The sequence below is a fragment of the Roseateles sp. P1_C1_2 genome, from assembly GCF_056406535.1.
Genome location: NZ_JBFUAB010000007.1, coordinates 59,047 through 83,648 on the forward strand (window position 1 = coordinate 59,047; position 24,602 = coordinate 83,648).

At 65.9% G+C, this 24,602-nt stretch carries 28 protein-coding genes; 15 read left to right on the forward strand and 13 right to left on the reverse strand.

Translation table 11 applies throughout. The annotated features are described in order from the left end of the window. Window positions 1-184: 184 nt before the first annotated feature. Window positions 185-451, reverse strand: coding sequence for a 30S ribosomal protein S15 (gene rpsO, locus AC1D2H_RS08460; RefSeq protein WP_477934120.1), 267 nt, complete (start codon window positions 449-451; stop codon window positions 185-187). 378 nt (window positions 452-829) lie between these two features. Here rpsO and AC1D2H_RS08465 point away from each other — a divergent pair, with 378 nt between their 5' ends. Further along, a complete protein-coding gene (locus tag AC1D2H_RS08465) occupies window positions 830-1,225 on the forward strand; it encodes an Hsp20/alpha crystallin family protein (RefSeq protein WP_477934118.1) in 396 nt (131 codons plus the stop codon). Here AC1D2H_RS08465 and tsaD read toward each other — a convergent pair. The 9 genes from tsaD to uvrB form a co-directional block, all read right to left on the reverse strand. After that, window positions 1,222-2,256, reverse strand: coding sequence for a tRNA (adenosine(37)-N6)-threonylcarbamoyltransferase complex transferase subunit TsaD (gene tsaD / locus AC1D2H_RS08470; RefSeq protein ID WP_478010719.1), 1,035 nt, complete (start codon window positions 2,254-2,256; stop codon window positions 1,222-1,224). The genes AC1D2H_RS08465 and tsaD overlap by 4 nt on opposite strands. Before the next feature lie 5 nt (window positions 2,257-2,261). Then, complete coding sequence (gene fdx / locus AC1D2H_RS08475) at window positions 2,262-2,600, reverse strand: ISC system 2Fe-2S type ferredoxin (protein ID WP_056196904.1); 339 nt, start codon at window positions 2,598-2,600, stop codon at window positions 2,262-2,264. An 8-nt stretch (window positions 2,601-2,608) separates the two neighbouring features. Next, entirely contained in the window at window positions 2,609-4,453 is a 1,845-nt protein-coding gene (gene hscA, locus AC1D2H_RS08480; protein ID WP_478010627.1) for a Fe-S protein assembly chaperone HscA, read from the reverse strand. A gap of 5 nt (window positions 4,454-4,458) precedes the next feature. Continuing rightward, entirely contained in the window at window positions 4,459-4,977 is a 519-nt protein-coding gene (hscB, locus tag AC1D2H_RS08485) for a Fe-S protein assembly co-chaperone HscB (protein WP_477934114.1), read from the reverse strand. Window positions 4,978-5,036: 59 nt separating this feature from the next. Further along, complete coding sequence (gene iscA / locus AC1D2H_RS08490) at window positions 5,037-5,360, reverse strand: iron-sulfur cluster assembly protein IscA (RefSeq protein WP_057299626.1); 324 nt, start codon at window positions 5,358-5,360, stop codon at window positions 5,037-5,039. A gap of 1 nt (window position 5,361) precedes the next feature. Further along, window positions 5,362-5,748, reverse strand: coding sequence for a Fe-S cluster assembly scaffold IscU (iscU, locus tag AC1D2H_RS08495; protein ID WP_477934112.1), 387 nt, complete (start codon window positions 5,746-5,748; stop codon window positions 5,362-5,364). Window positions 5,749-5,769: 21 nt separating this feature from the next. After that, window positions 5,770-6,990, reverse strand: a complete 1,221-nt coding sequence (locus AC1D2H_RS08500; RefSeq protein ID WP_478010628.1) for an IscS subfamily cysteine desulfurase — start codon at window positions 6,988-6,990, stop codon at window positions 5,770-5,772. 32 nt (window positions 6,991-7,022) lie between these two features. Further along, window positions 7,023-7,556 (reverse strand): Fe-S cluster assembly transcriptional regulator IscR, encoded by a 534-nt coding sequence (gene iscR, locus AC1D2H_RS08505; protein ID WP_025563988.1) that lies wholly within the window; start codon window positions 7,554-7,556, stop codon window positions 7,023-7,025. Window positions 7,557-7,745: 189 nt separating this feature from the next. Then, window positions 7,746-9,872: an excinuclease ABC subunit UvrB gene (gene uvrB / locus AC1D2H_RS08510; RefSeq protein WP_477934108.1), complete on the reverse strand. Its 2,127-nt coding sequence runs from the start codon at window positions 9,870-9,872 to the stop codon at window positions 7,746-7,748. 115 nt (window positions 9,873-9,987) lie between these two features. Between uvrB and AC1D2H_RS08515 the strand changes: the two genes are divergently transcribed. From AC1D2H_RS08515 to AC1D2H_RS08550, 8 genes are all read left to right on the forward strand, one after another. Next, window positions 9,988-11,175 (forward strand): amino acid aminotransferase, encoded by a 1,188-nt coding sequence (locus AC1D2H_RS08515; RefSeq protein ID WP_478010629.1) that lies wholly within the window; start codon window positions 9,988-9,990, stop codon window positions 11,173-11,175. Between the two features lie 122 nt (window positions 11,176-11,297). Then, window positions 11,298-12,620: a polyhydroxyalkanoate depolymerase gene (locus AC1D2H_RS08520; protein ID WP_478010630.1), complete on the forward strand. Its 1,323-nt coding sequence runs from the start codon at window positions 11,298-11,300 to the stop codon at window positions 12,618-12,620. Beyond that, window positions 12,617-13,261 carry an electron transport complex subunit RsxB gene (gene rsxB / locus AC1D2H_RS08525; protein ID WP_478010631.1) on the forward strand — a complete coding sequence of 215 codons (645 nt, stop codon included), beginning with the start codon at window positions 12,617-12,619 and terminating at the stop codon, window positions 13,259-13,261. The genes AC1D2H_RS08520 and rsxB overlap by 4 nt, the downstream gene beginning before the upstream one ends. 10 nt (window positions 13,262-13,271) lie before the next feature. Further along, window positions 13,272-13,916, forward strand: a complete 645-nt coding sequence (gene nth, locus AC1D2H_RS08530) for an endonuclease III (protein ID WP_478010632.1) — start codon at window positions 13,272-13,274, stop codon at window positions 13,914-13,916. 13 nt (window positions 13,917-13,929) lie between these two features. Then, complete coding sequence (locus AC1D2H_RS08535; RefSeq protein ID WP_477934098.1) at window positions 13,930-14,139, forward strand: DUF904 domain-containing protein; 210 nt, start codon at window positions 13,930-13,932, stop codon at window positions 14,137-14,139. Further along, the gene (locus AC1D2H_RS08540; protein ID WP_477934096.1) at window positions 14,136-14,423 is read left to right on the forward strand and encodes a cell division protein ZapA; all 288 of its coding nucleotides are present in this window, start codon (window positions 14,136-14,138) and stop codon (window positions 14,421-14,423) included. Before AC1D2H_RS08535 ends, AC1D2H_RS08540 begins: the two co-directional genes overlap by 4 nt. Before the next feature lie 229 nt (window positions 14,424-14,652). Next, window positions 14,653-15,111 (forward strand): EVE domain-containing protein, encoded by a 459-nt coding sequence (locus AC1D2H_RS08545; RefSeq protein ID WP_478010633.1) that lies wholly within the window; start codon window positions 14,653-14,655, stop codon window positions 15,109-15,111. Beyond that, complete coding sequence (locus tag AC1D2H_RS08550) at window positions 15,108-15,920, forward strand: sulfite exporter TauE/SafE family protein (protein ID WP_478010634.1); 813 nt, start codon at window positions 15,108-15,110, stop codon at window positions 15,918-15,920. Before AC1D2H_RS08545 ends, AC1D2H_RS08550 begins: the two co-directional genes overlap by 4 nt. On the opposite strand, the gene AC1D2H_RS08555 is transcribed toward AC1D2H_RS08550, so the two are convergent. Then, window positions 15,917-16,930, reverse strand: a complete 1,014-nt coding sequence (locus tag AC1D2H_RS08555) for a GGDEF domain-containing protein (RefSeq protein ID WP_477934090.1) — start codon at window positions 16,928-16,930, stop codon at window positions 15,917-15,919. The two genes, AC1D2H_RS08550 and AC1D2H_RS08555, sit on opposite strands and share 4 nt — an antisense overlap. A gap of 214 nt (window positions 16,931-17,144) precedes the next feature. On the opposite strand from AC1D2H_RS08555, the gene AC1D2H_RS08560 reads away from it, so the two are divergent. From AC1D2H_RS08560 to AC1D2H_RS08585, 6 genes are all read left to right on the forward strand, one after another. After that, on the forward strand, window positions 17,145-18,374 hold the full coding sequence (locus AC1D2H_RS08560) for a BaiN/RdsA family NAD(P)/FAD-dependent oxidoreductase (RefSeq protein ID WP_478010635.1): 1,230 nt from the start codon (window positions 17,145-17,147) through the stop codon (window positions 18,372-18,374). Window positions 18,375-18,539: 165 nt separating this feature from the next. Further along, complete coding sequence (gene rpsU / locus AC1D2H_RS08565; protein ID WP_012346814.1) at window positions 18,540-18,752, forward strand: 30S ribosomal protein S21; 213 nt, start codon at window positions 18,540-18,542, stop codon at window positions 18,750-18,752. Window positions 18,753-18,851: 99 nt separating this feature from the next. After that, the gene (locus AC1D2H_RS08570) at window positions 18,852-19,298 is read left to right on the forward strand and encodes a GatB/YqeY domain-containing protein (protein WP_478010636.1); all 447 of its coding nucleotides are present in this window, start codon (window positions 18,852-18,854) and stop codon (window positions 19,296-19,298) included. Window positions 19,299-19,307: 9 nt separating this feature from the next. Continuing rightward, window positions 19,308-19,652, forward strand: a complete 345-nt coding sequence (locus tag AC1D2H_RS08575; protein ID WP_477934082.1) for a TIGR01244 family sulfur transferase — start codon at window positions 19,308-19,310, stop codon at window positions 19,650-19,652. A gap of 100 nt (window positions 19,653-19,752) precedes the next feature. Further along, window positions 19,753-20,361 (forward strand): TRAP transporter small permease subunit, encoded by a 609-nt coding sequence (locus tag AC1D2H_RS08580; RefSeq protein WP_478010637.1) that lies wholly within the window; start codon window positions 19,753-19,755, stop codon window positions 20,359-20,361. Continuing rightward, window positions 20,361-21,920, forward strand: a complete 1,560-nt coding sequence (locus AC1D2H_RS08585) for a TRAP transporter large permease (protein WP_478010720.1) — start codon at window positions 20,361-20,363, stop codon at window positions 21,918-21,920. The genes AC1D2H_RS08580 and AC1D2H_RS08585 overlap by 1 nt, the downstream gene beginning before the upstream one ends. Before the next feature lie 61 nt (window positions 21,921-21,981). Here the strand turns inward: AC1D2H_RS08585 and AC1D2H_RS08590 are convergent, their stop codons facing one another. Together AC1D2H_RS08590 and pmbA are read right to left on the reverse strand one after the other, a co-directional pair. Next, the gene (locus AC1D2H_RS08590; RefSeq protein ID WP_477934078.1) at window positions 21,982-23,064 is read right to left on the reverse strand and encodes a TRAP transporter substrate-binding protein; all 1,083 of its coding nucleotides are present in this window, start codon (window positions 23,062-23,064) and stop codon (window positions 21,982-21,984) included. A gap of 117 nt (window positions 23,065-23,181) precedes the next feature. After that, a complete protein-coding gene (gene pmbA / locus AC1D2H_RS08595) occupies window positions 23,182-24,549 on the reverse strand; it encodes a metalloprotease PmbA (RefSeq protein ID WP_477934076.1) in 1,368 nt (455 codons plus the stop codon). Window positions 24,550-24,602 lie beyond the last annotated feature (53 nt).

Sequence of the window (24,602 nt, forward strand, 5' to 3'; positions counted from 1 at the left end):
GGTGCGGGGGCACCCGAGGGAACCGGGAACGAGACTGGGTTTGGTCCAGATGCCATTCCAGGGCGGCTCAACAAACCGTCTTGGAATGATCCGACACCACGTCAGCTCGGTTCCGGCAGATAGATGGACAAAGAGCCTGTACTGGGCTAATGGACCAGACAGGCTCCTCGTGGATTGGCGGGAATTACTTGCGCAGGCCCAGCTTGGCGATCAGCGCGACATAACGGCTGGAGTCAACGCGCTTCAGGTAGGCCAGCAGGCTCTTGCGGGTGTTGACCATCTTCAGCAGACCGCGACGACCGTGGTGGTCCTTGGCGTGGGTCTTGAAGTGGGGGGTCAGATCGTTGATGCGGGCGGTCAGCAGGGCGACCTGGACTTCCGGCGAGCCGGTGTCATTGGCGCTGCGCGCGTTGGCCTTGACGATTTCGGCCTTCTTGTCGGCGACGGACATTTTGTTTTCCAAAAGGTTTCGGAAGTCCGGCCGGGCAAGGCACAACTGCTGGTGCTGCCGCAGACGGTTTCCGGGGTTGACTTGCGGACAAGGGGGAAACCGCCCCTAGCCGTGCTAAATGTTCTGCACCGTGAAGCGCAAAACCTGCGGATTCTAGCCCAAAGCGGCAGGAGACCCAAACCGCGGCAGGCCAAGCGGGCGGACGTGGGGCAGCCAACGAGGGTTTCAAGAGCCCAAACCGCCCTGCCCTGCAAATGCGTGACATCTCTGCGCCAACGCAAAAACAGGCCTTGAAGCGCCCTCGCATCGCCACATCTCTGGGTCATCGGGTGCTGCTCCCGACTGGTTCAGCAGCGCAACCACTGGAGTTTCTTCACCATGTTCTATCTGACCCACCCCCGCCACGTTGCCCGCGCCCTGCGCCAGTTCGACGCCGACAGCAATGCCGCCCGCAGCCCGGCGCTGGACGTTTCTGAGGACGACAAGGCCTACCGCGTCACCGTCGACATGCCCGGCGTGGCCAAGGAGGCCGTCAAGGTTCGCATCGAAGGCCGCCGCGTGAACGTCGAAACCGTCACGCCGGAGAGCGAAGCCGCCACCGACGGCTCGCGCCTGCTGTACAGCGAGCGCCGCGCCGCCCGCTACGCCCGCAGCTTCTCGCTGCCGGTCGAGATCGACCAGACGCAATCGGAAGCCCGCTTCGAGAACGGCGTGCTGACGCTGAACCTGGTCAAGCGTGTCGCCGAGAACGGCGGCCAGCTGACGGTCAACTAAGCCGACGTCAGTTCCCAGCGCGGACGGACTTCAAAGCCGCCGTCCTGCCTCGGGTTGGCCATGCCGCGCTGCACCCGCAGCGCGGCGGCCATCGCGATCATGGCGCCGTTGTCGGTGCACAGAGCCAGCTCGGGGTAGTGCACACGCACGCCCCGTTTGGCACAGGCGGCGTTCAGTTGCTCACGCAGCTTCGTGTTTGCACCGACACCGCCGGCAACGACGAGGCGCTTCAGGCCGGTCATCTTCAAGGCCAGCAGCGATTTCTTCACCAGCACCTCGACGATGGCTTCCTGCGTCGCCGCAGCGAGATCGGCCTTGGTCTGCTCGCAGGGTGAATCACCGATCTTCTTCACCTGCGTCAGCACTGCCGTCTTCAGGCCGGCAAAGCTGAAGTCCGGCTTGCCGCTGTGCAGCAGCGGGCGCGGCAGCGTGAAAGCCGCGGGGTTGCCGAACTCGGCCATGCGCGCCAGGTGCGGGCCACCCGGGTAAGGCAGGCCGAGCAGCTTGGCGCTCTTGTCAAAGGCCTCGCCGGCGGCGTCATCGATGGTTTCGCCAAGGATCTCGTAGCTGCCCACATCGTCCACGCGCATCAACTGCGTGTGACCGCCGCTGACGAGCAGCGCGACGAAAGGGAATTCCGGCGGATCGGCCGACAGGAAGGGCGACAGCAGATGCCCTTCCAGGTGATGGATGGGCAAGGCCGGCACGTCCAGCGCGGCGGCCAGCGACACGGCCACGCCAGCGCCGACAAGCAAAGCGCCTGCGAGGCCAGGGCCCTGCGTGTAGGCGATCAGGTCGATGTCATGCAGCGCCAGGCCGGCCTGCGACAGCACCTCGCGCGTCAGCGGCAGCACGCGGCGCACATGGTCGCGCGAGGCGAGCTCCGGCACGACGCCGCCATAGGCCTGGTGCATCGTGATCTGGCTGTGCAGCGCCTGCGCCACCAGCTTCGGCGGCACATTGCCATCGATCTCGACAAGCGCAACCCCGGTCTCGTCGCAGGACGACTCGAACCCGAGGATGCGCCGCACGGAGGTCACTTGCCTTCCTTGGCGTGGTTGATCGAGTACTTGGGAATCTCGACCGTCACATCCTGCTGGCGCAGCAGCGCCTGGCAGGACAGGCGCGAGTCGGGCTCAAGCCCCCAGGCGCGGTCGAGCATGTCCTCTTCGTCTTCTTCCATCTCGCTCAGCGAACGGCCGCCTTCACGCACGATGACGTGGCAGGTCGTGCAGGCGCAGACCTGGTCGCAGGCATGCTCGATGTGGATATCGTTGGCCAGCAGGGCTTCGCAGATCGACGTGCCGGGCGTCGCCGTGATGCTGGCGCCGTCGGGGCAGTACTCAGCGTGGGGAAGGATCTTGATGACGGGCATGTCAGTTCTCAAATCTGGTTGACGGCACGGCCGGTCAGCGCGCGGGCGATGGAGCGGTTCATGCGCTCGGCGGCAAAGCCTTCGGTCGCCTCGGCCAGCGCCTTGACGGCGGCGTCGAGGGCATCGGCATCGCCGTCCATCGCGGCCAGGTCCTTGAGGCGCGCTTCCAGCGCGTCGCGCTCCGCCGCCGGCAGCAGGTCGCCATCGGCAGCCAGCGCGCTGCGCGTCGCCAGGACCATGCGCTCGGCCTCGACCTTGGCTTCGCGCAGCTTGCGCGCCGCCATGTCGCCCTCGGCGCTGGCAAAACCATCCTTCAGCATGTTGGCAATCTCGTCGTCGCCAAGGCCGTAGCTCGGCTTGACGGTGATGGCTGCCTGCACGCCCGAGGTCAGCTCCTCGGCGGACACGCTGAGCAACCCGTCCGCGTCGACCTGGAAGCTGACACGGATGCGGGCCGCACCGGCCACCATGGGCGGGATGCCGCGCAACTCGAAGCGCGCCAGCGAACGGCATTCGCTGACCAGCTCGCGCTCGCCCTGCACGACATGGATGGCCAGCGCGGTCTGGCCATCCTTGAAGGTCGTGAAGTCCTGGGCCTTGGCGACGGGGATGGTCGAGTTGCGCTCGATGACACGCTCGGCCAGGCCGCCCATGGTTTCGAGGCCGAGGGACAGCGGGATCACGTCCAGCAGCAGGATTTCGCCGTCGGCGGCATTGCCTGCCAGCTGGTTGGCCTGGATGGCGGCGCCCAGCGCGACGACCTCATCCGGGTTCAGGTTGGTCAGCACCTCGCGGCCGAACAGCTCGCTCACCGCGCCGCGAACGACGGGCATGCGCGTGGAGCCGCCAACCATGACCGTGCCCACCACGTCGACTGCCTTGACCTTGGCGTCGCGCAGCACGCGCTTCACGGACGACAGCGTCTTGGCGATCAGCGGCTGGACGAGCTCTTCGAATTGAGCGCGGGTGACGGCCACACGCAGCTCGCCGGCATCCAGCGCGGCCACCAGCTCGGTCGAGTCCGCGTCAGACAGGGCCTCCTTGGCGGCACGCGCCGCGACGAGGACAGCGCGCTTGTCGTGGGCCGATTCCATGGCACGGCCCGCGAGCGCCCAGTCGGCCAACACGCGATCGAAGTCGTCGCCCCCCAGGGCCGCATCGCCGCCCGTCGCGACAACCTCGAACACGCCGCGCGTCAGGCGCAGCAGCGAGATGTCAAAGGTGCCGCCGCCCAGGTCGTAGACGGCGTAGAGGCCTTCGCTGGCGTTGTCCAGCCCATAGGCGATGGCCGCTGCCGTGGGTTCGTTGATGAGGCGCAGCACCTTGAGGCCGGCCAGTTCGGCGGCGTCCTTGGTGGCCTGGCGCTGGGCGTCGTCGAAATAGGCCGGCACCGTGATGACGGCGCCGAACAGGTCGTCGACGAAGCTGTCCTCGGCGCGAAAGCGCAGCGTGGCCAGGATCTCGGCGGACACCTCGACCGGGCTCTTCACGCCATCGCGCGTGGCGATGGCCAGCATGCCGGGACGGTCTTCGAACTGGTAGGGCAGCTGCTCACGGTTGGCCACGTCAGCCAGGCCACGGCCCATGAAGCGCTTGACCGAGACGATGGTGTTCTCGGGRTCGTCGGCCTGCGCGGCGAGCGCGTCGGCACCAATCTGGCGACGGCCTTCGGGCAGGTAGCGCACGGCGGACGGCAGGATCACCCTGCCCTGTTCGTCGGGCAGGCATTCGGCCACGCCGTGACGCACGGCGGCGACGAGGGAGTGCGTCGTGCCGAGGTCGATGCCGACGGCGATGCGGCGCTGGTGCGGGTCGGGCGACGCGCCGGGTTCGGAAATCTGGAGAAGGGCCATGGTGTTCAGGCATCCAGCGCGGCGAGGCGCTGGTCGATATCGGCACGGAAGCGCTGGATGAACATCAGCGCGCGGACCTGGGATGCGGCAGCCGGCGCGTTGCCGGCTTCATCGAGCAGGCGCTGCACGGTGGCGAGCGCAGTGGTTTCGGCTTGCGCCGCGTCGTCGTCCAGCGCCTGGAGAGCGGCTTCGCCATCGGCGTCGTCAAGCGCCTCTCGCCATTCCATCTGCTGCATCAGGAAGGCCGCGGGCATCTGCGTGTTGTTCTCGGCTTGAACCGGCGCACCACGCAGCTCGCACAGATAGGCGGCGCGCCTGAGCGGGTCGCGCAGGCGCTGGTGGGCTTCGTTGACACGCATGGCCCACTGCATGGCCACGCGCTGGGCGGCGGCGCCTTCCGATGCGAAGCGGTCGGGGTGGACCTCGGCTTGCAGCGACTTCCAGCGCGCATCGATGTCGGCGCGCACCTGGGCTTGCCGTTCAGGCAGGCCAAAGAGCTGGAAGTCGTTGTCGGTGAGGCGCATGGCGGGTGGAAAAGCAAAAGGCGCGGTTCACACCGCGCCTGTCATGGAGTCAGCGAGTTTCAGACACGGAAGGACTCGCCGCAACCGCACTTGTCCTTCTCGCGCGGATTGCGGAACTTGAAGCCTTCGTTCAGGCCTTCGCGAACGAAGTCCAGCTCGGTGCCGTCGAGGTAGGGCAGGCTCTTGGGGTCGATGAGGATCTTGACCTCATGACCTTCGAAGACCACATCCTCGGGCGCCACGTCGTCGGCGTATTCGAGCTTGTAGGCCAGGCCCGAGCAGCCGGTCGTCTTCACGCCCAGCCGCACGCCCACGCCCTTGCCGCGCTTGGCGATGTAGCGCTTGACGTGGCGGGCCGCAGCTTCGGTCAGCGTGACGGACATGTCAGTTGGCGTGCTTGGCGCGGTAGTCGTCCACCGCGGCTTTGATGGCGTCTTCGGCCAGGATGGAGCAGTGGATCTTGACCGGTGGCAGGGCCAGCTCCTCGGCGATCTGCGTGTTCTTGATCGTCAGCGCCTGATCCAGCGTCTTGCCCTTGACCCATTCGGTCACGAGGGAGCTGGAGGCGATGGCCGAGCCGCAGCCATAGGTCTTGAACTTGGCGTCCTCGATGAGGCCGGTCGCCGGGTTGACCTTGATCTGCAGTTTCATCACGTCGCCGCAGGCCGGTGCGCCGACCATGCCGGTGCCGATGTCGTCATCGCCGTTGTCGAACTTGCCGACGTTGCGGGGGTTCTCGTAGTGGTCAACGACCTTTTCGCTGTATGCCATGGTGTTCTCCTGTGTCGACGCTCAGTGGGCAGCCCACTGGATGGTCGAGATGTCGATGCCGTCCTTGTACATGTCCCAAAGCGGGGACAGTTCGCGCAGCTTGGCCACGCGGTCGGTCAGCACGCTGATCGCGTAGTCGATTTCTTCTTCGGTCGTGAAGCGGCCGATGGTCATGCGCAGCGAGCTGTGGGCCAGCTCGTCGCTGCGGCCCAGCGCGCGCAGCACATAGCTGGGCTCCAGGCTGGCCGAGGTGCAGGCCGAACCCGACGACACCGCCAGGCCCTTCACGCCCATGATCAGGGACTCACCCTCGACGTAATTGAACGAGATGTTCAGGTTGTGCGGCACACGGTGCTCGAGGTCACCGTTGATGAAGGTCTGCTCGATACCGGACAGGCCCTTGATCAGCTTGTTGTGCAGCGCGCGGATGCGTTCGTTCTCGGCACCCATCTCCTCGCGGGCGATGCGGAAGGCCTCGCCCATGCCGACGATCTGGTGCACGGGCAGCGTGCCGGAGCGCATGCCGCGCTCGTGGCCACCGCCGTGCATCTGCGCTTCCAGGCGGATGCGCGGCTTGCGGCGCACGTAGAGGGCGCCGATGCCCTTGGGACCATAGCTCTTGTGCGAGGCCAGGCTCATCAGGTCGATGGGCAGCTTGGCCATGTCGATCTCGACCTTGCCGGTGGCCTGGGCCGCATCGACGTGGAAGATGATGCCGCGCTCGCGGCACAGATTGCCCAGCGCGACGACGTCCTGGACGACACCGATCTCGTTGTTCACGAACATGACCGAAGCCAGGATGGTGTCGGCGCGCAGCGCGGCCTTGAAGGCTTCCAGGTCGACGAGGCCGTTCTCCAGCACATCGAGATAGGTCACGTCGAAGCCCTGGCGCTCCAGTTCACGCATGGTGTCGAGCACGGCCTTGTGCTCGGTCTTCACGGTGATCAGGTGCTTGCCGCGGGTCTTGTAGAACTGGGCGGCGCCCTTGAGTGCCAGGTTGTTCGACTCGGTGGCGCCGGACGTCCAGACGATCTCGCGCGGGTCGGCGCCGATCAGCTCGGCGACCTGCACACGCGCCTTCTCAACCGCCTCTTCCGCTTCCCAGCCCCAGGCGTGGCTGCGCGATGCCGGGTTGCCGAAATGCTCGCGCAACCAGGGAATCATCGCGTCCACCACGCGGGGATCGCACGGCGTCGTTGCGCCGTAGTCGAGGTAGATCGGGAAGTGCGGGGTCATGTCCATGGAACGACTTCTTTTGAGTTCTTCTGAAAGACTTACTTGCTGAACGCGCCACCCAGGGCAAAGACCGAATTCGGCGCCGTCACGCGGATGGGCTTGAGCACCGGCTGGCTGGAGATGGCCCGCTTGACCGGCGCCGCCTCGACCTCGAAGCCCTTGGCGAGTTGCTCGTCGGCGAGCTTGCGCAGCGAGACCGAATCGAGGTACTCGATCATCTTGGCGTTCAGATTGGTCCAGAGTTCATGGGTGATGCAGCGACCGCTGTCCTCACCCATGCAGTTTTCCTTGCCGCCACAGCCGGTGGCGTCCAGCGCCTCGTCCACGGCGACGATGATGTCGGCAACGGTGATGTCCTCGGCCTTGCGACCGAGCGAGTAACCGCCGCCCGGGCCGCGGGTGCTTTCCACCAGCTCATGGCGGCGCAGCTTGCCGAACAGCTGCTCCAGGTAGGAGAGGGAAATCTGCTGGCGTTGGCTGATCGCCGCCAGCGCGACCGGACCCGTGTTCTCGCGCAGCGCCAAGTCCAACATCGCGGTGACTGCAAACCGGCCTTTGGTGGTGAGACGCATACGAAACTCCTTTGCGAGGTGCCTGAACACGATTTGTCCAGGTCAAATGATTGGGGGTTAACCCGGAATAACCGGGACAATAGCCGAGCAAATCATTTCCGATCATTTTACTCGACTAATCGAGCCTCTCCCAGGGTTACTCACTAGCCCCTAGGTTTGGACGGGTTTCTTTGCTGCGCCGCAGCAGCCTCAGCGCGCCCCCACCTTGCGAGCACTGTCCAGAGGCACGATGTTGTCGTGGACGCGGGCCCCGAAGGCCTGCTCGCGAAGTTGCCCCAGTTGATCCCGAATGCGGGCCGCCTGCTCGAACTCCAGGTTGCGGGCGTGCTCCAGCATCTGCTTTTCGAGCTGGGCAATACGTTTGGCCAGATCCTTCTCCGACAAGTCCTCGATCTTGGCCGCTGCCAGCAATTTCGCGTCGTCGCGGCCGGATTCGGCGGAGTACACCCCGTCGATGAGGTCCTTGATGCGCTTGGTCACGCTGCGCGGCGTGATGCCGTTTTCCTCGTTGAAAGCCACCTGCTTGGCGCGGCGACGTTCGGTCTCGCCGATGGCCTTGCGCATCGACTCGGTGATGCGGTCGCCGTAGAGGATGGCCTTGCCGTTCAGGTTGCGGGCTGCGCGGCCAATGGTCTGGATCAGGCTGCGCTCGGCGCGCAGAAAGCCTTCCTTGTCGGCATCCAGGATGGCGACCAGCGACACCTCGGGGATGTCCAGGCCTTCGCGCAGCAGGTTGATGCCCACCAGCACGTCAAAGGCGCCCAGGCGCAAGTCGCGCAGGATCTCGACCCGCTCCACCGTGTCCACGTCGGAGTGCAGATAGCGCACCTTGACGCCGTTGTCGCTGAGGTAGTCTGTCAATTGTTCGGCCATGCGCTTGGTCAGCGTCGTGATCAGCACCCGCTCATTAACCTCGACGCGCAGGCGGATCTCCTGCAGCACATCGTCCACCTGCTGGGTGGCCGGGCGAACCTCGACGATGGGGTCGACGAGGCCGGTCGGCCGCACCACCTGCTCGACCACCTGGCCGGCGTTGTCCTGCTCGTATTGGGCCGGCGTGGCCGACACGAACACGGCCTGGCGCATCTTGCGTTCGAACTCGGCGAACTTCAGCGGCCGGTTGTCCAGCGCCGACGGCAGGCGGAAGCCGTACTCCACCAGCGTCGTCTTGCGCGCCCGGTCGCCGTTGTACATGCCGCCGAACTGGCCGATCAGCACATGGCTCTCGTCCAGGAACATGATGGCGTCCTTGGGCAGGTAGTCCACCAGCGTCGGCGGTGGGTCGCCAGGCTGGGCGCCGGACAGGTGCCGGGTGTAGTTCTCGATGCCCTTGCAGTGCCCCACCTCCTGCAGCATCTCGAGGTCGAAGCGAGTGCGCTGCTCGACGCGCTGCGCCTCGACCAGCTTGCCCTCCTTGACGAAGAAGTCGACGCGCTCGCGCAGCTCCGCCTTGATCGCGTCCGTCGCCGCCAGCACGCGGTCCCGCGGCGTCACGTAGTGGCTGCTCGGGTAGACGGTGAAACGCGGGATCTTCTGGCGGATCTGGCCCGTCAACGGGTCGAACAGCGACAGCGCCTCGATCTCGTCATCGAACAGCTCGATGCGGATGGCCAGCTCGGAGTGCTCGGCCGGAAACACGTCGATGGTGTCGCCGCGCACGCGGAAATGCCCACGCACGAACTCCATCTCGTTGCGCGTGTACTGCATGCGGATCAGGTGGGCGATGACGTCACGCTGGCCCATCTTGTCGCCCACGCGCAGCGTCATCACCATCTGGTGGTAGTCGCTGGGGTTGCCGATACCGTAGATGGCCGACACCGAGGCCACGATGATCACGTCGCGCCGCTCCAGCAGGCTCTTGGTGCAGGACAGGCGCAACTGCTCGATGTGCTCGTTGATCGCGCTGTCCTTCTCGATGAAGAGGTCGCGCTGCGGCACATAGGCCTCGGGCTGGTAATAGTCGTAATAGCTGACGAAGTATTCGACCGCGTTGTTCGGAAAGAAGTCCCGGAACTCGCTGTAGAGCTGCGCCGCCAGCGTCTTGTTGGGCGCAAAGATGATGGCCGGGCGGCCCAGGCGGGCGATGACATTGGCCATCGTGAAGGTCTTGCCCGAGCCCGTCACGCCCAGCAGCGTCTGGTAGCTGAGGCCATCGTTGATGCCCTCGATCAGCTGGGCAATGGCCGTGGGTTGATCCCCCGCCGGAGGGAAAGGCTGGAACAGTTGGAACGGCGAGCCTTCGAAGCTGACGAATTCGCCCTTGCGTTCCTCCGAGTCACTTTCGGAGCCGGGCATGGCGTTCAAGGCTTCTTGCATGGGGAATTCCCTGGGTTCACGGGCAAAATTGCTGCGCTGCGAAACCAAACAGGTTAGCGCAGACCCTGATTCTTCAAGCCTCCCCTCCTGCCAACGTCCTTTCAGGAATGCCGTCATGTCTTTGTTCGCCGATGTCGCCCTTGCCCCTCGTGATCCCATCCTCGGCCTGAACGAGCAGTTCAATGCCGACACCCGCCCGGGCAAGGTCAACCTCGGCGTCGGCGTCTATTACGACGAGAACGGCAAGCTCCCGCTGCTGAAATGCGTTCGCGAGGCCGAAGCCGCCATGGCCGCCGCCCCCAAGCCGCGCGGCTACCTGCCCATCGACGGCATCGCCGCCTATGACAAGGCCGTGCAGAAGCTGGTCTTCGGCGCTGAGCTGAAGAAGGTCGCCACCGTGCAGGCCATCGGCGGCACCGGCGCGCTGAAGATCGGTGCCGACTTCCTGAAGCAGCTCAACCCCGGCGCCAAGGTGCTGATCTCTGACCCGAGCTGGGAGAACCACCGCGCGCTGTTCACCCAGGCCGGCTTCACGGTCGAAACCTACCCCTATTACGACGCCACCAACAAGGGCGTCAACTTCGACGGCATGCTGGCCGCGCTGAACAGCGCGCCGGCCGGCACGGTCGTGGTGTTGCATGCCTGCTGCCACAACCCGACCGGCTATGACATCACCGCCGCCCAATGGGCCCAGGTCGTCACCGCCGTCAAGGCCAAGGGCCTGACGCCCTTCCTGGACATGGCCTACCAGGGCTTCGGTTTCGGCCTGAAGGAAGACGGCGAGGCCGTGCGCCAGTTCATGGCGGCCGGCGTGGGCTTCTTCGTGTCGACCAGTTTCTCCAAGAGCTTCTCGCTGTACGGCGAGCGCTGCGGTGCGCTGAGCGTCGTCTGCAGCAGCGACGAGGAAGCCGTGCGCGTGCTGTCGCAGCTGAAGATCATGATCCGCACCAACTATTCCAATCCGCCCACCCATGGTGCTCAGGTCGTCGCCCAGGTGCTGTCCGACGACAAGCTGCGCGGCCTGTGGGAGGAGGAACTGGCCGGCATGCGCGTGCGCATCAAGGCGATGCGCGGTGCACTGGTGGCGGCGCTGAAGGCTGCCGGTGTGACCCAGGACCTCTCCTTCGTCACCGAACAGCTGGGCATGTTCAGCTATTCGGGCCTCACCGCCGCCCAGATGCAGCGGCTGCGCGATGAGTTCGGTGTCTATGGCGTGGACTCGGGCCGCATCTGCGTCGCCRCACTGAACGAGGGCAATTTGCCCACTGTCGCCAGTGCGATGGCGGCCGTCATCAAGGGCTGAATGCACCTTTGAAGTGCGCAGGATTGGCGGTTTGACCGGCAATCGAATGTTGCAGCGCACAAGGCCGAAAGCGTTTTCTGGCACCATCGGGGCATCCCAGGCCCCCTAGTTCAAGGTTTGCCATGCTGTATCAGTTCTTCGAAACCCAGCGCGCGCTGATGAGTCCCTTCTCGGAATTCGCAGCCGCGTCGGCCAAGCTTTACAGCCATCCACTGTCGCCGTTTGCGCACACGCCGATGGCGCAGCGCCTGTCGGCCGGCCTGGACCTGATGCACCGTCTGGCAAAGGACTACGAGAAGCCCGAGTTCGACATCAAGTCGGTCGAGGTCGATGGTGTCGACGTGGCGGTGCAGGAGCTGGTGGCGCTGGAGAAGCCCTTCTGCCGCCTGCTGCGCTTCAAGCGCTACACGGACGATCTGAAGGTGCTGTCCAAGATGAAGGACCAGCCCACCGTCCTGGTCGTGGCGCCGCTGTCGGGCCACCACAGCACGCTGCTGCGCGAGACCGTCAAGCAGCTGCTGAAGGACCACAAGGTCTACATCACCGACTGGACCGACGCCCGCATGGTGCCGCTGGACGTCGGCCCCTTCCATCTGGACGACTACATCGCCTATGTGCGTGAGTTCATCGGCCACGTCGGCGGTGCCGACTGCCATGTGATGTCCGTCTGCCAGCCCACCGTGCCCGTGCTGGCCGCCATCTCGCTGATGGCCAGCGCCGGCGAGCCCACGCCGCGCAGCATGACCATGATGGGCGGCCCCATCGACGCCCGCAAGAGCCCGACGGCCGTCAACAACCTGGCCATGAACCGCAGCTACAGCTGGTTCGAGAACAACGTCATCTACCGCGTGCCGACCAACTTTCCCGGCGCCGGCCGCGAGGTCTACCCCGGCTTCCTGCAGCACACCGGCTTCGTTGCGATGAACCCGGACCGCCACCTGTCCTCGCACTACGACTACTTCCTGGACCTGGTGCGCGGCGACGATGACAGCGCTGAAGCCCACCGCAAGTTCTACGACGAGTACAACGCCGTGCTGGACATGCCTGCCGAGTACTACCTCGACACCATCAAGACGGTGTTCCAGGACTTCGCGCTGGTCAACGGCACCTGGGAGGTCGACGGCCACTTCGTGCGCCCGCAGGACATCACGACCACGGCACTGTTCACCGTCGAAGGCGAGCTGGACGACATTTCCGGCGCCGGCCAGACCAAGGCGGCGCACGACATCTGCTCCGGCGTGCCCAAGGCCCACCAGTTCCACTACGACGCCATCGGCGCGGGTCACTACGGCATCTTCTCGGGCCGCCGCTGGCGCGAGAAGGTCTACCCCGAGGTGCGCGACTTCATCGCCAAGTACGAGGCTGCGCCGCTGAAGAAGACCGCCAAGGTCACCGTGGCCAAGACCGCAGCCAAGCCGGCCGCCAAGCGAACACGCAAGGCGTGAAGCTCGCCGAGCTGATCGACGCCGCACTGCCGCAGACCCAATGCACGCGCTGCGGCTACCCGGACTGCCGCCGCTACGCCGATGCCATTGCCGCGGGTGAGGCCGAGATCAACCAATGCCCGCCCGGCGGAGCCGAGGGCGTGGTCAGGCTTTCCGAAATCACCGGCCGCCCTGCCCTGGCCCTGAATCCCGCCAACGGCATCGAAGCCACGCGCGGCGTCGCCGTCATCGACGAAGCCTGGTGCATAGGCTGCACGCTGTGCATCAAGGCCTGCCCGGCGGACTGCATCGTCGGCGCCCCCAAGGCCATGCATGTCGTCGTCACCGCCCAGTGCACGGGCTGTGAGCTCTGCGTGCCGGCCTGCCCGGTGGACTGCATCTCCATGCCCGAGGTGACGGCCACGACGGGATGGGCGGCCTGGAGCCCGCCCCAGGCCAGCGAGGCCCGCGAGCGCTACGCCTTCCGCCAGTTCCGCCGCCATCGCGAGGCCGAAGAGAACGAAGCACGCCTGGCCGAGAAGGCTCAAGCCAAGCTGGCTGATCTCCCGGCAGCGTCGGCAATCACCGACCCTGCCCAACTCGACCGCAAGCGCGCCGCCATCGAAGCCGCCCTGGCCCGTGCGAGAGCTAAACGGACATGACAATCGCGGCATGAACGCTGCGCAAGTCGAACGCTTCTTCGCTACCCTGAAGGCCGCCAATCCGGCTCCGCAGACCGAGCTGGAGTTCTCCAGCGTCTTCGAACTGCTGACCGCCGTGCTGCTGTCCGCCCAGGCCACCGACGTCGGCGTCAACAAGGCGACAAAACGCCTCTTCGCCGTCGCCAACACGCCGGCCCGGATCCTGGCGCTGGGCACCGCAGGCCTGGAGAGCTACATCAAGACCATCGGCCTGTACCGCAGCAAGGCCAAGCATCTGCTGCAGACCTGCCAGAGGCTGATCGATCTGCATGGCGGCGAGGTGCCGCGCTCGCGCGCCGAACTGGAAGCCCTGCCCGGCGTCGGCCGCAAGACGGCCAATGTCGTGCTCAACGTCGCCTTCGGCGAGCCGACGATGGCCGTCGACACCCACATCTTCCGCGTCAGCAACCGCACGGGCCTGGCGCCCGGCAAGACGCCGCTGGCCGTCGAGCTCGGCCTGCTGGACCGTGTGCCGACGGACTATCTCGTCGACGCCCATCACTGGCTGATCCTGCACGGCCGCTACATCTGCCAGGCGCGCAAGCCGCTGTGCAATGTTTGCGCCGTCGTCAACGAATGTGACTACGGCCGGAACCTAAAATCCGCCGCTGCCTGAACCCTCACACGCCATGGCCCAACTCAGCGATCTCCTTGAACGCGTCGAACGCCTGCTGTTGCGCCACGACGAGTTGACCCGCACCAACACCCTGCTGCTCGAGCAGGTGGCGGCCCTGACTCAGGAGCGCGACAGCCTGCGCTCGCGCCTGAACGCAGCGCGCGCCCGCGTGGACGCGCTGTTGGAGCGCCTGCCCGTCGAGACGCCCAAGGAAGACGCATGAAGCAGATGGAAGTAACCATCATGGGCCAGAGCTATCTGCTCGGCTGCCCCGAAGGCGGCGAGGCCGCCCTGACCTCGGCCGTGGCCCAGGTGGACCGCGAGATGAGCGCCATCCGCGACGCCGGCAAGGTCAAGGCGCGCGAGCGCATCGCCGTGCTGGCGGCCTTGAACCTCGCTTATCAGCTCGCCGACACCTCGCGCGAAACGCCAATGTCAACGCCCGAGCTCGATGCCCTCGTCAAGCGCCTGGATGAAGCACTCGGACACGATGGGCAACTGCTCTGAGTCGTAGAATTGCCCCCGTCCATCGCTTTCCCCGGGGCTTTATTTCCTTCATCCGATGCTCTATGAGCAAGGGCTTGGAAAATGCCGGACGGGCGTGATCGTCTCGCGTCAGATGAACCCGAAGTCCGGTTGACCTCGCCCACCTGATTACCCCTGGGTGTTCAGGATCTCGGCCCCCAGGATTGCGGTGGACACCTTCTTCTCAGCGGCTCGCCGTTAGCATCAGCGCATGAACTACTGGCTGATGAAGTCGGAGCCCGACGAGGCTTCCATCCTCGATCTGCAGCGCGCCGGCACCCTGCCCTGGACGGGTGTGCGCAACTACCAGGCGCGCAACTTCATGCGCGATGACATGCAGCTCGGCGACGGCGTGCTCTTCTATCACTCGTCATGCCCCGAGCCCGGCATCGCCGGCCTCGCCGAGGTCTGCAGCGCGGCCTATCCGGATGCGACGCAGTTCGATCCCGAAAGCCATTACTACGATCCCAAGTCCAAGCGCGAAACGCCACGCTGGGTGCATGTCGACGTGCGCTGGCGCGAGACAACGAGGCTGCTGAGCCTGAAGGAAATGCGCGAGGCGCCCGAGCTTGCATCCATGCGGGTGCTGGAACGCGGCAGCCGCTTGTCGATCACGCCGGTCACGCCGGCCGAATGGCAGGCGGTGCTGAAGCGACTGCACGTCAAATGACGCTCACCCTCGTCGCGGAGCTGCTCGCTCTCGGGCTGGCGGCCGGCTTCCTCGCGGGCCTGCTCGGCATCGGCGGCGGCATGCTGATGGTGCCCATCCTGACCTTCATCCTGAGTGGGCGCGGCGTCGAGCCGAGCCTGGCGGTGAAGATGGCCATTGCCACGTCGATGGCCACCATCATCTTCACGTCGTTGTCCAGCGTGCGCGCCCACCACCAGCGCGGCGCGGTGCGCTGGGATCTGGTCAAGGGCCTGGCGCCTGGCATCCTGATCGGTGGCCTGCTGGCGGGAGCGGGTCTGTTCGCCCTTCTCAAGGGCGCCTGGCTGGCCCTGCTCTTCGCGGCCTTCGTCAGTTTTTCGGGCTGGCAGATGCTGCGCAACAGGCGACCGGCGCCCAGCCGCCAGATGCCCGGCACGGCGGGCCAGTTCGGCGCCGGCGCGGGCATCGGCCTGCTGTCGGGCATGGTGGGCGCCGGAGGCGGCTTTGTCAGCGTGCCCTTCATGGTCTGGTGCAATGTGCCGGTGCACCTCGCCGTCGCGACCAGCGCCGCGCTGGGCTTCCCGATCGCGGTCGCCAACACGCTGGGCTATGTCATCGGTGGCTGGGGGCTGACGCCGGCCTTGCCCGGCACGGTGGGCTATCTCTATCTGCCGGCGCTGGGGTTGATTGCCGCCACCAGCGTGACGATGGCGCCGCTGGGCGCCCGCGCGGCGCATGCGATGGACGTGGCCCAGCTGAAGAAGGTCTTCGCGATGCTGCTGTTCGCGCTCGCGGCCTACATGCTCTACAAAGGACTCAGCGAGATCTAGCCGAAGGCGATGGAAGCCAGCACGACCTGGTTGCCGCCACGGCGCTGGGCTTCATGCACAGCGGCTTCGCTGGCGGCCATCAGCTCGTCCTGGCGCGAAGCCGTGTGCGGGAAGCTGGACACGCCCATCGAGATGGACAAGCCCAGGTCCTGGCCGTTCAGCACGACGATCTGGGCCGCGCACTGCCGGCGCAGTTGCTCCATGCGGGCATGGGCCGTGGCCAGACCCACGCCGGACAGCAGCACGGCAAAGCGCTGCGGCCCGATGCGGCAGGCCGAGTCCATCGCCCGCGTGTTGGCGCGCAGCATGCGGCCAATGCCTTCCAGCAGGCGCTGCTGGGCATCGTCACCCAGGCCGGTGATGACCGATGAGGCGTCCAACGCGATGATGACGAGGGCGAACTCCCGGTGCTCGCGCGACGACAGGTCGATCTCGCGCAGCAACTGGTCGTCGAACTGGGCCCGCATATAGAGGCCCGAGACGTCGTCGCGGCCCGAGCCCTGCTGCAGCTCGCGGCGGATCTGCTCGATGGAGGACTGCTGCTGCTCGATCTGGGCCAGGGCGCGCTGCAGATGCGCTTCGCGGTGGCGCTCCTCGGTGCGTTCATGCCAGACCGAAAGCAGGAAATCCTGACTCAAGGCCAGACGGGTCACGCTGAACTCGCGGCGGCGGTTGTTGATTTCCAGCTTGTGCTCGCTGACCACCGGATGGCGCTGGGCCATGACCGTCTGCTCGACGCGACGCAAGGCCGTCGTCTCGTCGGCCTTGAGCAGTTCGGCGTCCGTGTGGCCGACGACGGCTTCACGCTCGAACAGCTGCGCCAGGCCCGCCGTGGCGAACACATAGCGACCGGTGGACACCGCCTTGATGGCCGCCTGGCTGCCCAGCGGCTCGATCAGGGACACCAGGCCAACGAGCGTCTCGCCGCCCAACTCGCCGTGGTCCGCCAGCCAATGCGCCAGGCTGCCTGGTGGCGGCTGCATCGCGGTCTGGTCAGCGGTCATGTCCATGAAATCGTTTTGATGCGATCGCGCATTCGCAACAAAAAGTAGCGAATGCCAAGGGTGTCGGGGGACTGTAGTGGGGGCCAAGCAGCGCCAGCAAGACCGCGCCACCCCATGAATCGGGCCTCCCCCCTAGAAGACCCGTTTGCCGGCTGAGCTGAATCCTAACGAGTTTCGATGCGCTCACCTACGACAATGCCGCCCCATTCACGGGAGGTCTATGCAGGGATTCGATGCGGTGGTGGTGGGCGCCGGGGCGGCAGGCCTTTTCTGCGCTGCCCTCGCGGGCCAGCGCGGGCTCAAGGTGCTGCTGGTCGACCACTCGCCCAAGCTGGCAGAAAAGATTCGTATATCGGGTGGCGGGCGGTGCAATTTCACGAATCGCGAAGCCGGCCCGGCCAATTTCCTGTCCGAGAACCCGGCCTTCTGCCGCTCGGCCCTGGCTCGCTACACGCCCCAGGACTTCATCAAGCTCGTCCAGAGCCACGGCATCGCCTTCCATGAAAAGCACAAGGGCCAGTTGTTCTGCGACGACTCCGCCGAGCAGATCATCCAGATGCTGGTCAGGGAATGCGAAGCCGGCGGCGTGATCCGCTGGCAACCCTGCACGGTGGCCGACGTGCGAAGGCTTGCAGACGGCGGCTTCGAGCTGGACACCAGCCAGGGTCCCGTCAGCGCGCCGCGTGTCGTCGTCGCAACAGGTGGCCTCCCGGTCCCCAAGATCGGCGCCAGCGACTGGGGACTGCGGCTGGCCAAGCGCTTCGAACACGCCATCGTCGAGCCGCGCCCCGCGCTGGTGCCATTGACCTTCGATGCCGAGGCCTGGAGTCCCTTCGCCGCGCTGGCCGGCCTGTCGCTGCCGGTGGAGGTCAGCGTCGGCAGCGGCAAGGCCCGCATGCGCTTCCTCGAGGACCTGCTGTTCACGCATAGAGGCCTCAGCGGCCCGGCCATCCTGCAGATTTCCAGCTATCGCGCCGATGGACAGGCGCTGCAACTCAACCTGGCGCCCGATCTGCAGTTGGACAAGGCCCTCGTCGACGCCAAGAGCACCTCGCGCCGCCAGCTCGGCAATGAATTCGCCAACCGGCTGCCCCAGCGCCTTGCAGCGGCCTGGCTGGAGCGCGCCGGCCTGGACGCCGCCCGCTCCTTGCCGGATTGCCGCGACGCCGACCTGCAACGCCTGGGCCGCAGCGTGCATGACTGGCAATTGATGCCCAGCGGCGACGAGGGCTGGCGCAAGGCCGAAGTCATGCGGGGCGGCGTCTCGACCCGCGACCTGAGCTCGCAGACGCTGGAAAGCAAGCGCGTGCCGGGCCTGTACTTCATCGGCGAGGTGGTCGATGTGACCGGCTGGCTGGGGGGCTACAACTTCCAGTGGGCCTGGGCCAGCGCCGCCGCCTGCGCCGAGGCCATGGCCACCGCCTCAAGAGAGGCTTCAATCAGGGCCTGAGCAAATCTTGGCAAGTCCTTGATTTCCCGGCTACAATCCTTGGCTTTGCTGGCAAACCCGCGCGTCGATTCGCTGCACTTCTCGAAGAAGATTGAAGAGAAGCAGTAATCCGGAACCTGCTGCTGATCTCAGCCGCGAATACCGAGCGCAATCTGAAGGAAATACATGACCACCATCCGCGTCAAGGAAAACGAGCCGTTCGACGTCGCCCTGCGTCGCTTCAAGCGCACCATCGAAAAGCTGGGCCTGCTGACCGAACTCCGCGCCCGCGAGTTCTACGAGAAGCCCACCGCCGAGCGCAAGCGCAAGAAGGCTGCCGCCGTCAAGCGCCACTACAAGCGCGTGCGCAGCATGCAGCTGCCCAAGAAGCTGTACTGATCGTTTCTGACGCCATCCGGAGCCTCGGCTCTGGTTGAACTCCAAGACCCGCCACAGGACGCTGTTGCGGGTTTTTGTCTTTTTGAACCGGATCTCCCCATGAGCCTGAAAGACCGCATCACCGAAGACATGAAGGCCGCGATGCGCGCCAAGGAAGCCGACCGCCTGCTGACCATCCGTGGCCTGCTGGCTGCCGTCAAGCAGAAGGAAGTGGACGAGCGCGTCGTCGTGGACGACACCGCCCTCGTCGCCATCGTCGACAAGCTGATCAAGCAGCGCAAGGACTCGATCAGCCAGTTCGCCGCCGCCGGCCGCGACGACCTCGTCGCCAAGGAAACCGCCGAGCTGGCCATCCTGCAGGTCTATCTGCCCGAGCGCCTGTCCGCCGAGGCGGTGGCCGAGAAGGTGGCCGCCATCGTGGCCGAGCTGGGTGCCAGCGGCCCCGGCGACATGGGCAAAGTCATGGCAGCTGCCAAGGCCGCACTCGGCGGCGTGGCCGAGATGAGCACGGTCTCCAGCGCGGTCAAGGCCGCGCTGGCCAAGTAAGGAGGCACCATGAGCCTGCCCATGCAATCCATCGCCCCCGACATCTGCGCCGCCCCCCAATTGACGCCCGAAGCCATGGCTGAAGCCGCGGCCATGGGCTTCAAGAGCGTTGTCAACAACCGGCCCGACTTCGAACACGGCCCCGACCAGCCCACATCGGCCGCCATCCAGGCCGCCGCCGAGGCCGCTGGCATGGAGTACCGCCACCTGCCCGTCGCCGGCGGCTACCAGTCGCCCGCGGAGATCGAAGCCTTCGCCCAACTGCTGGAAGAACTGCCGCGCCCGCTGCTGCTGTTCTGCCGTTCGGGCGCGCGCTCGACGCGCCTCTTCCTGCAGGCCCAGCAACTGGGCTGAACCCACCCGGGGCTTACCCTGAACGACGGCTCAAAGAAGCCGACGCCCCTCCAGCGGTCGCTACATTGGCGGCCGCTTCGCTTTTCTCCTGCCCAGTCCCATGAACGCCCTGCTCTCCCTGGCGCGGCGCATCGACAGCCTCAACGACCGCTTCGGCAAGCTTGCCGCCTGGGCCGTCTTGCTGTCCTGCTTCATCAGTGCCGCCAACGCCGTCGTCCGCTACAGCCTCGACTACAGCTCCAACTCCTTCCTCGAAATCCAGTGGTATCTGTTCGCGGCCTGCGTGATGCTGGGCGCCGCGCAGGTCCTCAGGCTCAACGAGCATGTGCGCGTCGACCTGGTCTACAGCCGGCTCACGGGCCATGGCAAGGTCTACGTCGACCTGTTCGGCCTCGTCGTCTTCCTGATGCCGGTCATCTGCTATCTGGCCTGGCTGTCCTGGGGCTTCTTCTACGTCAAGCTCAGCACCGGCATGGCGCCTGGTGATTMCGTCGCCAGCCTGGGCTTCATGCGCTACGCCACCAAGCTGCTGACGTCGGGTGAGCTGTCAAGCAACGCCGGCGGCCTGATCCGGTGGCCGGCTGCAATGGTGCTGCCGCTAGGCTTCGCCCTCGTCGCGCTCCAGGGGTGCGCCGAAATCATCAAGCGCGTGGCCTGGCTCGCGCACAAGTTCGACATGGACATCCATTACGAGAGGCCCCTGCAATGATCTCGATGGAGAGCTTCCCGCCGCTGATGTTCGCGGGGCTGATCGTGATCATGCTGATCGGCTTCCCCGTCGCCTTCTCACTGGCGGCGCTGGGCCTGGCTTGCGGCTTCTTCGCGGTGAGCCAGGGCTGGTTCCCGCCGGAGTTCATGAGCGCGCTGCCGCAGAACGTCTTCGGCATCCTGTCAAACGACCTGCTGCTGGCCATCCCCTTCTTCACGCTGATGGGCTCGCTGCTGGAAAAGTGCGGCCTCGCGGAGGACATGCTCGACTCCATGGGCCAGCTCTTCGGCCCGGTGCGCGGTGGCCTGGGCTACTCGGTCATCATCGTCGGCTTCATCCTCGGCGCCATCACCGGCACCGTGGCCGGCCAGGTCATCGCGATGGCGATGATCTCGCTGCCGGTGATGATGCGCTACGGCTACAACATGCGCTACGCGACCGGCGTGCTGGCCGCGTCGGGCACGATCACGCAACTCGTGCCGCCCTCGCTCGTGCTCGTCGTGCTGGCCGACCAGCTCGGCCGCTCGGTGGGCGATATGTACAAGGGCGCCTGGGGCCCTTCCATCCTGCAGGTGCTGATCTTCGCCCTCTACACCTTCGTGCTGAGCCGCGTGAAGCCCCACCACGTGCCGGGCGTGCCCAAGGAGGCGCGCACGCTGCAGGGCTGGGCGCTGTGGAAGAAGTGCCTGCGCGGCATCGTCCCGTCGGCCGTGCTGATCTTTGCGGTGCTGGGCTCCATGGGCGGCCTGCCCGGCATCAACACCGCCATCTGCACGCCGACCGAAGCCGGTGCGATGGGCGCGGTGGGCGCCTTCATCCTGGCCGGCCTGCACAAGCGGCTGAACTGGCCGCTGATCAAGGAGACCATGCTGGGCACCATGCGCATCACGGCCATGGTGGTCTTCATCCTGATCGGCTCGCGCACCTTCTCGCTGGTGTTCCAGGGCGTGGAAGGCGGCCGCTGGATCGAGCACATGCTCAGCGACCTGCCAGGCGGCCAGATCGGCTTCCTCATCGTCGTCAACCTCTTCATCTTCTTCCTGGCCTTCTTCCTCGACTTCTTCGAGATCGCCTTCATCATCCTGCCGCTGCTGGGGCCTGTGGCGGACAAGATGGGCATCGACCTGGTCTGGTTCGGCGTCATGCTGTGCGTGAACATGCAGACAAGCTTCATGCACCCGCCCTTCGGCTTCGCGTTGTTCTATCTGCGCGGCATCTCGGACACGCTGTTCAAGAACGGCTCGATCCCGAAGAAGGTCCTCTCCAGCGACATCTACCTGGGCTCCATCCCCTGGGTGTTCATGCAGCTCATCCTCGTGGCCATCGTCATCTTCTTCCCGCAGACCGTGACGGTCTTCCTCGACAAGGAGAAGGCGGTCGACCTGAACCAGGCGTCGGAGCTGCTGCAGCAGATGGGCGGCCACGACAAGCCGGCGGACATGAGCTCCGACGATGCCAGCAAGCTGTTCGCGCCGGAGCCGGCTGCGTCGGCGGCCAGCGCACCAGCGGATGATGGCGACGCGGTGCGCCGCGCGCTGGAGGAAGCGGCGAAGAAGTAGGCGCCTGGAGCGCCAAGAAAAAAGCCCCGCGATGCGGGGCTTTGTTTTGAGGCTCGCTGGTTTACAGCTTCTGCGCCTGCATGAAGTCGTCGAAGCCGGCTTCCGAGAAGCGGAACCACAGGTTCTGGTCGCGGCGGAAGTTGGAATAGTCCTCGTAGACCTTCTTCCAGTTCGGGTTCTTGGCCGACAGCTCGGCGTAGATGGCCATGGACTCCTTGAAGGCCGCGTCCATCGTGTCCTTGGGGAAGCGGAACAGCTTGGTGCCCGAGCCCACCAGTTGCTTGAGCGCACCCGGGTTCTTGGCGTCGTACTTGGCCTGCATGTCGATGTGGGCCATCGCGGATGCAGCCTCGACGACGGCCTTGTACTCGCTGGAGAGCGCGTCATACGCCTTGGTGTTGATGAAGAAGTCCAGCTGCGGGCCGCCCTCCCACCAGCCGGGGTAGTAGTAGTTCGGCGCGACCTTGTTGAAGCCCAGCTTCAGGTCGTCGTAGGGGCCGACCCACTCGGCCGCGTCGATGGTGCCCTTCTCCAGTGCGGAGTAGATCTCGCCGCCGGCGATCTGCTGCGGCACGGCGCCCATGCGCTCCATGACCCGGCCCGCGAAGCCGCCGATGCGGATCTTCAGGCCCTTCATGTCGGCAACGCTCTTGATCTCCTTGCGATACCAGCCGCCCATCTGCGCACCGGTATTGCCACCGAGGAAGTTGACGATGTTGTAGTTGCGGTAGAACTCGCGCATCAGCTTCATGCCGTTGCCTTCCACCATCCAGGCCGTCATCTGGCGGCTGTTCAGGCCGAAGGGGATGGCGCAGCCCAGCGCGAAGGTCTCGTCCTTGCCGAAGAAGTAGTAGGGCGCCGTGTGGGCGATCTCGACGGTGCCGCCTTGCACGGCGTCAACCACCTGCAGGGCCGGCACGATCTCGCCGCCGGCGTGCACGGAGATCTGGAACTTGCCGCCGGTCATTTCGGAGACCTTCTTTGCGAACACGTCGGCCGCGCCGAAGATGGTGTCCAGCGACTTCGGGAAGCTCGACGCGAGGCGCCAGCGCACCTGCGCCTGGGCGTGCACGACGGCCGGGGCAGCGCCTGCAGCCAGCACACCTGCCAGGCCGGCGTGGCGCACAAAGGAACGACGTTCCATGGTCATTGAAGTCTCCTGTTTTCGGGTTTGCGAAGAGAAATATGCCGGGCGATTCTAGGAATCGCTCCATCGCCAGCCGGCCGGGATTTACCCAGGCGCTGACGCGTCAGATGCACGTCAGTTCCCCGCGAGCTTCATGCCGGTGACGAGCACCGAACCGATGGTCTTGGTGCCCATCGTGTACTCGTCGGCGCCGATGCCGACGATGTTGAGCAGCATGTCCTTGAGGTTGCCGGCGATGGTCACTTCATGCACCGGGTAGGCGATCTCGCCGTTCTCGACCCAGTAGCCGCTGGCGCCACGCGAATAGTCGCCGGTCACGTAGTTGACGCCCTGGCCCATCAGCTCGGTGACGAGCAGACCGGTCCCAAGGCGCCGGATCATCGTCGGCAGGTCGTCGCCGGGCGCCGTGGCGCGGCTCGTCATGCGCAGGTTGTGCGACCCACCGGCATGGCCGGTCGTCTTCATGCCCAGCTTGCGGGCCGAGTAGCTGGACAGGAAATAGCCCTGCAGCACGCCGCCTTCCACGACGGAGCGAGCGCGTGTGATCACGCCCTCGTCGTCGAAGGGCGAGCTGCCCTTGCCCTTCTTCACGTGCGGGTCCTCGGCGATGTCGATGTGCGACGCCGTGACCGGCTTGCCCAGGCTGTCGAGCAGGAAGGTGGTGCGGCGATAGAGCGCACCGCCACTGGTGGCCTGCACAAGGGCGCCCAGCAGGCCGATGGCGACCGTGCTCTCGAACAGCACCGGCACCTCAGCCGTCGCCACCTTGCGTGCCTTCAGGCGCGACAAGGCACGCTCGGACGCGTAACGGCCCACCGCCTCGGCCGAGGCCAGGTCGGCGGCGTCGCGCATGGAGCTGTACCAGGCGTCGCGCTGCATGCCCGCACCGCGGCCGGCAATCGGCGCGACCGACAGCGAGTGGCGCGAGCTGGCATAGCCGCCACGAAAGCCCCGCGTGTTGCCCATCCAGAAATGCGACTGCTGGGCCGATACGGCCGCACCCTCGCTGTTGGTGATGCGCTTGTCCACACCCAGCGCCGCGGCCTCGCAGCGCAACGCGATCTCGGCCGCAGCGGCGGCGTCGACGGCCCAGGGGTGGAAGAGGTCCAGCTCGGGCCGCTGCGCCGCGTCCAGGGCCAGGTCGTCCGCATCGGGCAGGCCGGCGAACTCGTCCTCGGCCGTGAAGCGGGCGATGTCATAGGCCGCGCGCACCGTGTCGCGGATGGCCTGGGGAGAGAAGTCCGAGGTGCTGGCATTGCCGCGGCGCTGGCCGAGATAGACCGAGATGCCGAGCGACTTGTCGCGGTTGCGCTCGACGTTCTCCAATTGGCCGAGTCGCGCGGACACCGACAGGCCGCAGCCCTCGGACACCTCGGCGCCGGCATCCGTCGCGCCGATCTTCTTCGCTTCGCCGAGCGCATCCTCGATCCATTGCTGGAACTGCTCGGGGCTGTAGGCAAAACCGTCTTTGGCTTGGGACATGAAAAGCGCTGAATTCGAGTGGGCGACAATCATAGGACTCGCCCGAACACGTC